A 13732-nucleotide genomic window follows, 5' to 3' on the forward strand; every position below is an offset into this window, starting at 1 on the left:
ATGTGCCTCCCACCAACACCACAACATAGGCGAATCCTACATGGGAGTTGGCAGGATGTTTAAGCGATTCATGATGGTAGCGGTACTGACAATTGGTGTGAGCTGGAATACCCACGCGGGTCTGATTCCGATTTCCGCCACCAGAACGGCTGAAGGCGATGGATTCCGATATACCTACGGCGTTCAACTCACTTCCAGTTCGTTGCTGCAAAAAGGTGATGGTTTTGTCATTTATGACTTCGATGGTTTTGTCGATGGCAGCAACCTGCAACCGAGCGACTTTATTTTTTCAACCAGCATGACCGGTGGGTCGCTGGGTCTGGATATTCCTGACGATGATGCGAGCATTCCTAATTTAATCTTCACCTATGATGGCGATACGCCTTTGTTTGGCGAAGCATTTCTAGGTGAATTTTCAGCGGCAACGGGCAGCACCGGCGAAGGGAATAGTCAGTTTGCGGGCAGTTCCACCTTTGAAGATGCAGAAGGGAATATTTTTCCTGAAGATAATGTCACCCCGACGATTGCACCAGTGGCAGGTGATCCGTTTGAAGATCCCAATGTCGATCCCACCGATCCGATTGATCCCGGTACCGGTACAGGCACTGGTGGGGAAGAACCAACTTCTCCTCCCGGAGTGCCGGAACCCACCAGCCTGATTCTACTGGCTGCTGGTCTCCCACTGTGGTTGGGTGCAAGAAAATTCCGGAAAGCATAATCGCCAGGTCTCTATCGCTCCAGCTCAATTTTTACCTGTACATTGGGTATCTGCCCATATTCTTCTTCCACGGGCGGCACGTTCTTGCTCAAACAGTTGCGATTGCAAGGTGTGCCGATACCCACAGAAATCGGAAATTTGAAATTGGCTTGGTCGATCTCTACTCACTGGGAAAACTTTCCGGTCGCAAGTACTTAAAAAAGATTCTGCGGGTCTTTTGGGCGTTTTCCTGTAATTGCAGCAGAAATTCTTCCGTAGCACCACCTGTGGGATTGGGGTGATACCCCAGACGACAACTGAATTGTTCCAGAAGCCGGGAGTCTTCAGGATATTCGTTATTGGGCCTGTTCGTTACAATTCGCAAACGGGCTTCTGCAAATCGGTAAAAGGAATAACTTGAAGTCAATTGCTGGTGATCTTCTTCCCGGATCAGTCCCGCGTTCCACAGTGCATCCAGGCATTCCCAGGTATTCGCAAGCATGATTTCCGGGTGCGATTTTCCATAACGCAATTGAAAATACTGCACCAGGAATTCAATATCGTTCATGCCGCCTTCCCGACGTTTTAAACTACGTTTGCTTCCCTTGGCTTCCAGGCGGCTACGCATCTGCACAATTTCGCTGAATAATTGTGGGGACCAGGGCACGGCATGAATGGCAGTGCGACAAGCGTCCATTACCTGTTCCGCAAATGTGGGATCACCATAGATGATCCGCCCACGGGTCAGTGATTGCCTTTCCCACAGTTGTGCGGGGCCATCCGCCTGAAAATACCGCTGGAAACTGTCCAGCGATACTGCCAGACTGCCACTTTGGCCGGTGGGGCGTAAACGCATATCGATTTCATACAGCCTGCCATGCGGCCCCATGTAACTGAGTGTGTGAATCAGCTTGCGGGCATATTCCGTGTAATATTCGTAGCCATCCTGCTGTTGCCGATTACCGGAATCATTGGCATAAACCAGCACCAGGTCAAGGTCGCTGTGGTAGCTCATTTCACGACTCCCCAGCTTGCCCATCGCCAGAATCACAAAAGGTGGTGGTGGCACTTTGCTCTGCCGGCAGATGCGGGATGCAATTTTGGCCGATTCACACAGAATGGCTTCTCCGACATCGCTTAGTGCGGTTGTGACCGAACGGATGTCATCTTTCCCCAGAAGATCCCGCACCGCAATACGCAGGATTTCCTTATCCTGGAAACTGTGCAGAATTGCTTCAATAATCTCTTTGCGTTCCACACCGCGTAATAGTTCAACCAGTTCATTCTGCAGATCATCGCGTGTACGTGGGCGATTCAGAATCAGACTATCGAGCAGTTCATCAATCATCCCGGGATTATTAATCAGAATCTGGGCCAGAAATGGGGAATCGCACACATCGATATATAATTGCAGCGTGGGCGGGTTGAAGCTGAATACTTCCCACAACACTGCTTTGGCACCCAGCGAAGCGGTTACCTGTTCCAGGTTGGTTAGTGCCAGATCGGGGTCGGGCATGGCGGCCACCGCCCGGATTAACTGTGGGGCAATACCTGCGAGAAAATGCCGACAGCGCCTACTTGAAAGAAAAGGCTGTTCCTGTCCCAGCAGACTTAGGTTTTTCCAGGCGGTTTGCACATCTGCAAAGGGATACTTACCCAATACACTTTGGATGGTGGCTGGATCGGGATCGGTTTCCAGAATCAAATCCGATTCCGGTTCGGCAGTAGAATCGTTTGGAAATGCCTGGTGCAGTAAGTGATTGAGAATGGTGCGATTTAGGCGTGTTTTTTCAAAGTAATCATGTAAAAACTGATCCAGTGCCTCGAACAGCAGTGCTTTGGTGCCAGGTGGTGAGTTGGCTTCATCGAGTGGCGAAAATCGTTGTGGGGCAATTTGCCCATCAATACTGACGACAACACGATTGATGCCCGCCTGCACACGATCGCGGTAGCCCAGTCGGGCTGCCAACAAGCGCAGTTCCTGGGTGTCATCGGGCAACTGATGCACCTGCAGATCAAACATCACCTGAAGGCGGTGTTCCACCTTGCGTAAAAAACGGTACGATTCGCTGAGGCCGATTGATTCTGCTACCGTCAGGCAGCCAGCAATTTCCAGTGCCTGAATGGCACCCAGGGTATCTCGTTTGCGAATTTCAAGCAGATCGCCACCGTTGAGCATCTGCAAAAACTGAATTGCAAACTCGACATCGCGAATCCCACCTGGACCAGTTTTTACTTCCCGCGTTCCACCAGCTTTCTGGGCATTATGTTCAATTTTCCGTTTCATCGCCTTGATTTCATTAATTTCAGAAAAACTAAGAAATCGCTTATAAATGATCGGGGAAATGGCCTCTAGAAACTGCTCCCCGAGTGACATGTCACCAGCAACGGGCCGTAACTTGATCAGTGCCTGCCTTTCCCAGGTGCGGCAGCGGGTATCGTAATAATTCAGCGTACTCCGCCAGGAACGTGCCAGTGGGCCATGTTTTCCTTCTGGTCGCAGGCGAAAATCGACGCGATATGCATTCCCACGATCGTTGTGCTGGGACAGTAAGCGGATCAATTCCATCGCACAGCGGGAAAAAAACTCTTCGTTGGAAATTGGTCGTTGAGAATCGGTTTGGCCTTCTTCGCCGTAAATGACCAGTAAATCGACATCGCTGGAATAATTCAGTTCTTCACCGCCGAGCTTGCCGAAGGCAAAGATTGCCGCACAGACGGGCTGGTGCCGCAGATCGCGTGGCTGGCCATAGCGGGCAATCAGTTTCTTCTGAGCATAATCCCACGCCACAGTGATTATCGCATCAGCAATGTGGGACAGGTTCGCCGTAATTTCTTCAATCGGGCGATCATGGATAATATCGTTGACACCCACCCGAAGTTGTTGCCTGGAACGGAAATCCCGCAGGTGCTGCACCACCAGTTCATCGTGGGTCTGTTGCCCCACTTGTTGTTGCAGTTCATCGATTAACTCCTCGCGGCGATACCTTTTTGGGCTGCGAAGCAATAATTCCTGGAGCACATCCGGATGGCGAGCAATCACATCCGCAAAGAATGCTGAACAACTTAGAATGTTCAGCAACTGTTCCAGATCGACCGTCATATCCCCCAACGTAGCAAACAGGATTTCCTGAAACGCACCATCCCCGCAGAGTCTGGTAAAACTTTGCAATGCCAGGTGGGGATCGGATAAACGTGGGACAACCTCTGCCAGGCTGGGTTCCAGTAAGCTGAAACGTTCACCTAATGCAGCCCGGATGTGGTCCCAACTGGGGGCCTGCACGTCGGATTCGCTATCTGGCATTGTCTCGTTCATCTGGAACCACCTGCACTAAAAAAACCATCTTATCACTCAGGTGAAGAAGATGGCATCCAAATGCGTCGTGACGAAGGTACTGGCAGGTGATATTCCAAATTCAATAGGTCAGGGCAAACGGTCAACCTTAAACGTAAGCAAGATTTATCACAAAAATTTGTCTACTACACCGCTTCAGCTTCTTCTTCCTCACGAGACTTCAGGCGAGTTTTTTTTTCGGTGCGGTGGGCCAGAGCGGCGGCGATAAATTCCCGAAACAACGGGTGGGCTTTGGTGGGCTTCGATTTGAACTCCGGGTGACACTGCACCCCGAGGAACCAGGGGTGGTCGTTCAGTTCCAGCACTTCGACCAGTTTGCCATCGGGGCTGGTGCCACTGATGATCATTCCGGCGCGCTCGAACAGTTCCCGATACTTGTTGTTGAACTCGAATCGATGTCGATGGCGTTCACTGACAATATCCTTGCCGTAGGCACGGTGGGCCAGCGAATCACGCACCAGCAGGCAATCGTACGCCCCAAGTCGTTGCGAGCCACCAAGTTGCGTCACTTCCCGCTGCTCATCCATTAAACAAACAACAGGTTCCGGCGTGGCGGGGTTAAATTCAGCGGAGTTCGCCTCCGGATGATTCAGAACATTTCTGGCAAATTCAATCGCCGCACACTGTAAGCCAAGGCAGATGCCGAAAAAGGGGATTTTTCGTTCACGGGCAAAGCGGATCGCATCCAGTTTTCCCTGAATCCCCCGTTTATCAAAACCACCGGGTACCAGAATTGCGTCTGCCCCGCTGAGGACTTTTTCGGCACCTTCCTGTTCAATCCGCTCCGATTCGGTCTTCTTGATGTGAACCTTACAACGATTGGCAATCCCAGCGTGGGCAATCGCCTCGTAAACCGACTTGTAGGCATCGTGGTGCTTCACATATTTCCCCACCACATGAATAAACACCTCGCCATCCGGTTTGCGGATGTTTTCAATAATTGCCTTCCAATCTTCGATTTCGATCGGTTTTTCATTCAACTGGAACCGCTCAATGATGATCCGGTCGAGTTCGTTTTTCATTAAACTGAGAGGAACTTCATAAATTGTCTGCTCTTTATCACGTTCTTCAATGACCGCCCGCAGATCGACGTTACAAAACTGGGCAATTTTCTTCCGTTCCCCTTCCGGCATATCCTTTTCGGTGCGGCAGATCAATACATCGGGCTGAATGCCCAGCTTACGCAGTTCCCCCACACTATGCTGGGTGGGCTTGGTTTTGTATTCGTGGGCCGCTTTCAGGAAGGGCACCAGCGTTAGATGGATGTAAAGGCAGTTCTGTTTGCCCACATCAATGCTGAACTGGCGGATCGCTTCAATGAACGGCATCGCCTCGATATCGCCCACGGTGCCACCGATTTCAGTAATAATTACATCCACATCGGGCGTGGCCAGTTTCTGGATGCTGGCCTTAATTTCGTCGGTAATGTGGGGGATCACCTGAACTGTCTGACCCTTGTAATAACCTGCCCGCTCCTTGTTGATGACCGATTGATAGATTTTGCCCGTGGTGTAGTTACAGTCGCGGCTGAGCGGTGCGGTGGTAAAGCGTTCGTAGTGGCCCAGATCCAGGTCAGTTTCGGCCCCATCGTCCAGCACATAGACTTCGCCGTGCTGGTATGGGCTCATCGTGCCGGGATCGATATTTATGTAGGGGTCAAACTTCTGCAGGCGAACCCGAATTCCACGCCTTTCCAGCAACAAACCGATCGACGCACATGTAAGCCCTTTTCCAAGGGAACTGACCACCCCACCTGTCACAAACACAAACTTGGTCATATATCCACCGAATCAACGTGCCGTCGACACAAAATGCACAATTTTTCTATTGTGGGTGCTTTCGGGTTGATGTCTAGGATGAAAACGGCAACATAGCACAAATCGGTCTGAGTTGGGTAAAAGCAATCTTCTCTTTTCCCCTTATCAAATCAACAGTTAGAGCGATTTTCCTCTTTCATGAAGGATGTTTCTTTTTCGCGACAAGTTGAGATATGAGAATTCTCTCATTTAGCACTGGATTGTAAGGGGGATTATCAAATAAAACAGATAAATCCTACTAATTTGATCGGGATTTACCTGGAATCCACAACACTTCCGCCTGATTCACCACATTGACCACGCGTGCCCAGACGAACAACAGATCAGAAAGACGGTTGAGGTAGATCAGCGAATGTGGGTTGATTGGCTCCGTCTGTTCCAGTGCCACTACACTGCGTTCTGCCCGTCGGCAGATTGCCCGAGCCAGGTGCATCTGTGCCCCCGCCGCATTCCCACCGGGAAGCACAAAACTTTGCAATGTGGGCAGATTCTCGTTCCAGAAATCGATTTGCTGCTCCAGTGCCACCACTTGCTCGGGGATAATTCGTAATTCTGAACCACTGGTATGCGGATCAAATGGCATGCACAGATCAGCACCCAGATCGAACAGCTCATTCTGAATGACGGTCATCTGTTCGCGCATTGGGATTTCCGACTGCAGGAGAATCAGGCCAAGAGCTGAATTCAGCTCATCCACATCCCCCATTGCATGGATCCGGATGTGGTTTTTGGCCAACCGTTCACCATTGCCCATGCTGGTTTCCCCACTGTCGCCCGTTTTGGTGTAAATTCTCGATAAAGTGACAATCGCTGTTCTCCCTGCCTGCAAGCATTATTCAGTATTTTTAGGCAGGGTAGCATGCCATAACCAGCAATTTCAGACGAAATCAACCCGAACTGTTCTGAACGCCGCCTGCTGCGACTGGCAAAAACAGTTTACAGCACCTGCGCTATCCCATTGAAATAACCCTGTGGGCATGATTTCCGTTCCTTGTTGAGATCGATCACACCATATCATTCGTTTTACGCTTGATGACACAACCACTACCCGTGGGCGATTCCTTTTCCACTGATTTCGCATTTTCTACAATTCATTTACCACATACCACGGATAACAACCATGTCTTTTGAACTCTCCCGTCGCCAATTTCTATTAACCGCTGGTAGTGCCACTGTTCTTGGTGCCACAGAAGCGAAGTCTGCGGAAGAGCCAGTCGCATTTTTTTTGGTGGGTGATACCCACGTGCTGGCGAATAAAGACGCACCAACCAAAATCGATCTGAGATCTGCAACGGTTAACAGTCAACTGATCGACCAACTGAATCGCCTGCCTGGCACGGAAATCCCAAAGGAAGCGGGTGGTGGGAAAGTTCGCACCCCACGTGGGCTGATTCATGCGGGTGATTGCATTGATTCTGGCGATAAATCGAATCTCGCAATGCAGGAAACCGAATGGGCAGGTTTCACCGAGTACTTTGGTCTGACAGGAATAGATGGCAAACTGAAACTGCCGATCTATGAAGTGCACGGCAACCACGACAGCCCACGTGGGGATGGCCTGGCGGTGAAAAAGATTATCGAACGGAACAAAAAGCGTCCCGGTGTCACCAACATTTCCAGCAGTGGGGTGCATTATTCCTGGGATTGGGCTGGCGTGCACTTTATTAATCTGGGGATTGTCGTGGGCCAGACGAAACAGGTGGATCGCAAACGACGGTACAATCCACTGGGCAGTCTCGATTTTCTGATCAGTGATCTCGCAAAAAACGTGGGCAACAGCAATAAGCCTGTGGTCATTACCCACCACATCGACTTGCTGCGTTATTCCCAACCCTTACCCGTGGCAGACGCAAAAGCGATATCAATGGAGTGGGATCCCGCTGACGTGCACGCATTTTATGATGCAATCAAGGATTATCGGATTGCGGCAATCCTGTATGGTCATACCCACGCACGTAATGTGTATCAGTGGAATGGTACTAACAAAGCAGTCAAGGATGGAATTGCTGTCTTCAATGTTGATAACAGCAGCCATTTTCACAGCAAGTTACAGGCCTGCTTTTACTTTGAAATCGGTGCCACCGAACTAGTAGTTCGGGAATTTCAGACAACTGATGCCTGGCTGACCGGAAAATGGAACCCACAGGTTTGGAAGACCCCACTGCCTGCCACCAAGTGATAGTTTTTAGTTCAGATTGAACTGAAAATCACTTCGGTGTACTGCGGCCACTTTCGCGAAACTCGTTTAGTTTTGATTTCAACTTGTTCACAATCTCTGGATATTTACTGTAAAGGTTATTCGTTTCACCTGGGTCAATTTCAAGATCATACAACTGCCCGGGTGCATCAACGTCGTTATTGGGGATTGCAAACTGTTTCATGCCCCATTCGCCGCCTGTGGTGTAGTTGTTGCCACCGGAACCTTTATGGTCAAGATACTTCCACTTGCCATGACGAATGGACATGGCATGGGAGATGGTTTGTTGCAACATGTATTCACGCACTGGTTTGTCGCCTTGTTTATCCAACAGCACAGACAGCATGTTGAAACTGTCTTCGGCAGCACGTTCAGGCAATTTGCTGTCCGTAATTGCGGCACAGGTTGCCATGATATCCGTTAAACTGATGAGCTGATCAGAAACTTTCCCACGTGGGGTGTGATTTGGCCAGTAAGCAATCAGCGGTGTGCGATGTCCCCCTTCCCACTGATCCCGCTTCACCCCACGCCAAGGGCGGGCTCCATCGTGTTGGTAGGTTTTTCGCATATCAATCACTGTCGGTACTTCTGGTCCGTTATCGCTGGCGAAAATTACCAGAGTATTTTCTGATACACCTGCTTTTTCTAGCGTTGCCAACAGTTCGCCCACGATGAAATCCATTTCCAGTAGGAAATCGCCGTGCGGCCCAGCTTTGGATTTGCCCTGGAACTGTGGTGCCGCCAGCGATGGAAGGTGCACCGCCTGCATGGCGTGGTACAGAAAGAATGGTTGCTTCGGCTGTTCTTTCACGTGCTTTTCGATGAATTGCTGGCTGTGTTTCAGAAACACCAGATCGACTTCATCGTGCTTGAAATCGTCGGCCACCAGGCCTCGTCGGCAATCGTTGCTGTAGGCATGCCTGGGAATTGTCGCACGATCCAGTAGTTTTGTAGGGGGTTTCCGTATACGATCTCCTTCAACGTATGCATACAGCCAATCCGTTGTGGGACAGCATACTGTACCAAAAAATTGATCAAAACCACGGTGAATCGGTGCATCCGGAATTGGCCTGCTGTAATCAATCTGTTGCACACCTTCAATGCCCTGATTACGAATCGGTTTGCCTGCAGAATCAAAAAATGTCATCCCCACGTGCCACTTGCCAATGCATGCCGTGGCATAGCCTTTGTTTTTCAGCATCTGTGGCAAGGTCAGGCGATCTTTTTCAATCAGGCATGGCCCACCAACTCCAGAGAAAACCCCTTTCATTCCGGTGCGAAACTGCATTCGTCCGGTAAGAATACTGTACCGCGTGGGCGTGCAGACGGTAGAGGGACTGTGTGCATCCGTAAAACGTATTCCTTTCGCTGCCAGTGCATCCAGATTTTTCGTTTGCACTTTGGCCTGTGAATTGTAACAACTTAAATCACCATACCCGAGGTCATCTGCAAGGATCACCACGATATTGGGTAAAGGATCGCCTGCATTTGCGGTTGTGGAAATGGTGAATGCAACGATGCACAAGATGAAGCGAAATAACATTGTTGCCAGTTGGCAACTAAGTGGCTTACTTGAAATGATCTTCAACATGAAATGAATCTCCGGATTTGTTACAAAGTGCTTTCTTTCTTTTGCAGCAAGTGCTTGTGTTCCGATGTGTTAATCTGACTACACAGGGTATCAGCGGCCTTACATCGCGATTCAGCAAAAACAAAGTCGCTGTTGTTGGTTTCTTTATCTGCCATTGAGGCTGATGTAACTGTAACGTACTGGAAAATATCGCACCGCTTACTTTTTGTACACTTTCGGCAGTTTTCTGTCAAACAATTTGCCCTTGAGTTTGCTGGTGATTTTTGGACCAGGGCTTTCTGTGGGCACCGACTGATTGAATCTCGCACTGCGGTCGCTAGACTATTTCAGATAATACGAGTGAAAACTTCTCCATGAGACACGTGCTTTCTGCCTTGGTGCAAAATCAGCCTGGTGTGCTGGCCCATATTTCCGGAATGCTTGCTTCACGCAGCTTCAACATCGATAGTTTGGCGGTGGGGGAAACGGAAAATCCCGATATGTCCCGCATGACTTTCGTGGTGCATGGCGACGACAATACCTTGGATCAGGTTCGTAAACAGCTTGATAAAGTGGTTACGGTTGTCAAAGTAACGGATATTTCCGCTGAAAATTTCGTCGAACGCGACCTGATGCTGATTAAAGTGAAGGCCACCGCCGCACAACGGGTGGAACTGTCGCTGCTGGTCGAAATGTTCCGTGGGCGCGTAATCGACGTCACCTTGGATACATTGATGATCGAAGTCAGCGGTCAGGAAAGCAAAGTGGCGGCATTCGTTGAATTGATGCGTCCGTATGGCATTATCGAACTGGCACGCACTGGTCGGATCGCCTTGATTCGTGGGACACCGGAAGACAGGAAAACTTTATGAGCGCCAGCCCTATTTTTTCATCCACTCGTAAAATCAGCGACGAAAAACTGGAACTGCTGCGTTCATTGAAAGCGGGCGACCAGTTAAAAATTACCCAGACAGTGCGTGTAGGCTCCCGATTATGGACAACGACCGTAAAGGGAACTTATCGCGATCTGAACTATCTGGCCACAGGCGTCACCACCGATCGGGTGCCGGAAGACGATATTATTGTTCCCGTGCTGCACTTTTTGAAGGAAAACAAGGAGCTTTCCAGCATTGCCATCGATGATCGGACAATTGTGGAACGGGTAACAGAATAATGATTCGCATCGGCGTGGGCGGCTTGATGCACGAATCCAACACATTTTCCAGCGCCACCGTGGGCGAACAGCAATTTCGTGAAGGCTCATTGACCACGGGTGACCAACTTCTGGCGACGTGGGAGAATACCCACCATGAACTGGGTGGGGCGATCAGTGCCTGCCGCACCGAAGGTGCAGAAGTGATCCCACTGTGCATGGCGTGGGCGACTCCTTCTGGTATTGTGGAACAAGCGACGTTTGATCGCCTGTGCGAGCAGTTATTTCAACAGATTGCCCAACATCGACCCGATGGTGTGGTGCTGGCACTGCACGGTGCCATGGTCACCGAAAACTGTTTCAGTGGCGATCTGGAACTGGTGCGGCGTTTTCGAGAAAAATTCGGTTACCAGCTTCCTCTGGCGGTCACGCTCGATTTCCATGCAAATAACGACCCACAAATTGCCCAATTAGCCCAAATTATCGTCGGCTACCAGACTTACCCCCACGTGGATCAGTTTCGTTGTGGGGAATTAGCCGGAAAATTGCTGGTGCGAACGCTTCGAGGCGAAATTCAACCTGTCAGTGCGGTCGCCACGTTGCCACTGATTATCAATTTGCTCGGTCAGGCGACGGAACAATCGCCCATGCGCGAGATTATGGTCGCCGCACGCACGCTCGAACAGGAAAATGGGGTACTGGCTGCCAGCGTTTTTGGTGGCTATTACTATGCCGATGTGCCCAACATGGGCCCCAGCGTGGTGGTGGTGACGGATGGGAAATACCAGCAGGCAGAAATGGAAGCGGACCTGCTTGCCGAGCAGTTGTGGGCACAGCGATTCGCGTTGAATGTGATTGCAGATTCGCCAGAAGTTGCTGTCAGCAAAGCAGTTGCGTCGCAACACCCCAACCCGAAACTGCTGATTGATCTGGGCGACAATATTGGCGGTGGGTCGGCAGGCGATGGCACCACGTTGCTGGCAGAATTGCTTGCAGCAAATGCCACCGGTTGGCTGGTGGTGCTGTACGATCCTCAGGCAGTGGCACTTGCGGAACAACTGGGAATCGGTGGTACGTTTTCGGGTGCTGTCGGTGCAAAATCAGATGACTTGCACGGCAAACCAATCCCTATTACTGGCACCGTCAGGAGTATCGACGCGGGGACTTGGGAAGAACTCCAACCACGCCATGGTGGGAAACGCTACCACGATCAGGGGAAAACAGTCGTCCTTCAAGTGGGTGAAAATAACCTATTGGTTATCAATAGCTTGCGGACACCACCATTCAGCCTGGGACAGTTGACATCGCTGGGAATCGATCCCAGCCAACGATCGATCATTGTGGTGAAGGCGGCAGTCGCCTACAAAGCAGCATATGCAGAACTGCACCCAGAAATAATCCATGTGAACACGCCCGGCTTAACTGCGATTGATCCGAAAATGTTTCATTACCAGCGGATTCGTCGTCCGATATTCCCGCTGGATGGCACCACAGATGTGTGAGATTTTTCTCATATCCTCTGCACATGAATTGATGTACTAGATTACTTTTTAACACCCTTGGAAATCATTACTTCCGTATGCAGCTATTTTTTCCTGCACCGATCTTATGGGGCACGCTAGCTGCTTGGATACCACTGCCACCTGAATTTATGGCTGGGTTGCTCTGCACGGTGGTTGTGTACGCCTTTTTGACCCACCTGCTGCACATTCGGGATTGGGAGACAATTGATACCAGAGATCTGGATGACCTGCCAATCTGGGAAACACCAGGTGCCCTGACGTTATCGGGAAAATGAGATTTCTCTCATTGAAAGTGGCTTATATATCAACAATCAAACCCGGAATCAGCACAGGCTTCCAATCTTAGATCAGCGGCAGGATGCCGCTGCTACCTGTATAAAGGTTCAATCTGCGTTGTTTTGATCGGGTTCTTTGGCAAATGCTGCTGCCAGACGCAGGTGGGTAGGGATATCCAGCATTTCCGAACGTTCTGTGCCGCTGATCCCCAGTTCCGCCAGCACAGCATCAACGTGGGCTTTGTCACGTTTGCCACCTGGCCAGCCCACCAGTGCCTGCCGTAAACTTTTGCGGCGTTGGGTGTATAAATCTCTCAGAAAATGGCGAAATGCCAGAATATTGCCCACCTGAGCTCGTTTTTCGGCATTGGGGCGAATCTGGATAATGGCCGAATCTACCTTGGGTCGTGGCCAGAATGCGGTGGGGGGGATTTTGCGGAGAATCTCGGTATCCGCAACCGATTGCGACAAAATGGCCAACGCACCGTAATCCTTCGTGCCCACGGTGGCGATGAAACGCTGGGCAACTTCTAATTGCACCATCACCACAATTCTTTCCAGTGGCACTTCGGCAATCAGCAAATTGGCAATCAGCGGTGTCGCAATTGCATATGGCAGATTCGCAACGAGTTTCAGTCGGTTCAGATTTTTTTCTCGTTGCAGTTGCAGCCAACCTTCCAGCACCAACGGATTAACTTCGTTTTTTCGTTCCAGAATATCGCCGTGGAACTGCAACACATTTTCACGCACCGCGAGTATGCTGCGGGCCAGCCGGAAAAAATCTGCATCCAGTTCAACCGTGAATAATGCCCCCGCCTGGTCTGCAATTCGACTGCTCAGTGCACCGGTCCCAGTGCCCACTTCCAGCACACAATCGTCGGTGGTCAGCTCGGCAGATTGGACAACCACTTCCAGCAGGTTCAGGTCGACAAGGAAGTTCTGGCCCAGTTTATTTTTGGGCCGCAACCCACGCGAACGGAGGAGATCGTGGATGTAGCTAAGTGTTTGACGTGGTTGCGGTGATGAAGACATTTGCAGAATCAATTCTCCCAAAATCGAATGATTGCGGAAATGATCCGCAACAATGCATTATCGGTGGGAAATCAGGTTACTTCAAGTAGAAATGTGGGCAAATGAATCAGGTA

Annotated in this window: 11 protein-coding genes; 6 read left to right on the forward strand and 5 right to left on the reverse strand. The window is 50.3% G+C overall.

Translation table 11 applies throughout. The features are described from left to right. The first annotated feature begins 55 nt into the window (after positions 1-55). A complete protein-coding gene (locus tag R3B84_11245; protein ID MEZ6141134.1) occupies positions 56-718 on the forward strand; it encodes a PEP-CTERM sorting domain-containing protein in 663 nt (220 codons plus the stop codon). Between the two features lie 160 nt (positions 719-878). Here the strand turns inward: R3B84_11245 and glnE are convergent, their stop codons facing one another. From glnE to R3B84_11260, 3 genes are all read right to left on the reverse strand, one after another. Beyond that, positions 879-4013, reverse strand: coding sequence for a bifunctional [glutamate--ammonia ligase]-adenylyl-L-tyrosine phosphorylase/[glutamate--ammonia-ligase] adenylyltransferase (gene glnE, locus R3B84_11250; protein ID MEZ6141135.1), 3135 nt, complete (start codon positions 4011-4013; stop codon positions 879-881). Between the two features lie 164 nt (positions 4014-4177). Further along, positions 4178-5830 carry a CTP synthase gene (locus tag R3B84_11255; protein MEZ6141136.1) on the reverse strand — a complete coding sequence of 551 codons (1653 nt, stop codon included), beginning with the start codon at positions 5828-5830 and terminating at the stop codon, positions 4178-4180. Positions 5831-6107: 277 nt separating this feature from the next. Then, positions 6108-6698: a cob(I)yrinic acid a,c-diamide adenosyltransferase gene (locus tag R3B84_11260; GenBank protein ID MEZ6141137.1), complete on the reverse strand. Its 591-nt coding sequence runs from the start codon at positions 6696-6698 to the stop codon at positions 6108-6110. 291 nt (positions 6699-6989) lie between these two features. Here R3B84_11260 and R3B84_11265 point away from each other — a divergent pair, with 291 nt between their 5' ends. After that, on the forward strand, positions 6990-8048 hold the full coding sequence (locus R3B84_11265; protein ID MEZ6141138.1) for a metallophosphoesterase: 1059 nt from the start codon (positions 6990-6992) through the stop codon (positions 8046-8048). A 28-nt stretch (positions 8049-8076) separates the two neighbouring features. Here R3B84_11265 and R3B84_11270 read toward each other — a convergent pair whose 3' ends face one another. Then, on the reverse strand, positions 8077-9657 hold the full coding sequence (locus R3B84_11270; GenBank protein MEZ6141139.1) for an arylsulfatase: 1581 nt from the start codon (positions 9655-9657) through the stop codon (positions 8077-8079). Positions 9658-10010: 353 nt separating this feature from the next. Here R3B84_11270 and ilvN point away from each other — a divergent pair, with 353 nt between their 5' ends. The 4 genes from ilvN (at position 10011) to R3B84_11290 (ending at position 12587) form a co-directional block, all read left to right on the forward strand. After that, positions 10011-10508 carry an acetolactate synthase small subunit gene (gene ilvN / locus R3B84_11275; protein ID MEZ6141140.1) on the forward strand — a complete coding sequence of 166 codons (498 nt, stop codon included), beginning with the start codon at positions 10011-10013 and terminating at the stop codon, positions 10506-10508. Further along, complete coding sequence (locus R3B84_11280; GenBank protein ID MEZ6141141.1) at positions 10505-10810, forward strand: hypothetical protein; 306 nt, start codon at positions 10505-10507, stop codon at positions 10808-10810. Before ilvN ends, R3B84_11280 begins: the two co-directional genes overlap by 4 nt. Beyond that, positions 10810-12291 carry a M81 family metallopeptidase gene (locus R3B84_11285; GenBank protein MEZ6141142.1) on the forward strand — a complete coding sequence of 494 codons (1482 nt, stop codon included), beginning with the start codon at positions 10810-10812 and terminating at the stop codon, positions 12289-12291. The genes R3B84_11280 and R3B84_11285 overlap by 1 nt, the downstream gene beginning before the upstream one ends. 77 nt (positions 12292-12368) lie before the next feature. Continuing rightward, on the forward strand, positions 12369-12587 hold the full coding sequence (locus tag R3B84_11290) for a hypothetical protein (protein ID MEZ6141143.1): 219 nt from the start codon (positions 12369-12371) through the stop codon (positions 12585-12587). Positions 12588-12695: 108 nt separating this feature from the next. On the opposite strand, the gene rsmA is transcribed toward R3B84_11290, so the two are convergent. Continuing rightward, complete coding sequence (gene rsmA, locus R3B84_11295) at positions 12696-13619, reverse strand: 16S rRNA (adenine(1518)-N(6)/adenine(1519)-N(6))-dimethyltransferase RsmA (protein ID MEZ6141144.1); 924 nt, start codon at positions 13617-13619, stop codon at positions 12696-12698. Positions 13620-13732 lie beyond the last annotated feature (113 nt).

The organism is Zavarzinella sp. (assembly GCA_041399155.1).
GTDB lineage: Bacteria > Planctomycetota > Planctomycetia > Gemmatales > Gemmataceae > JAWKTI01.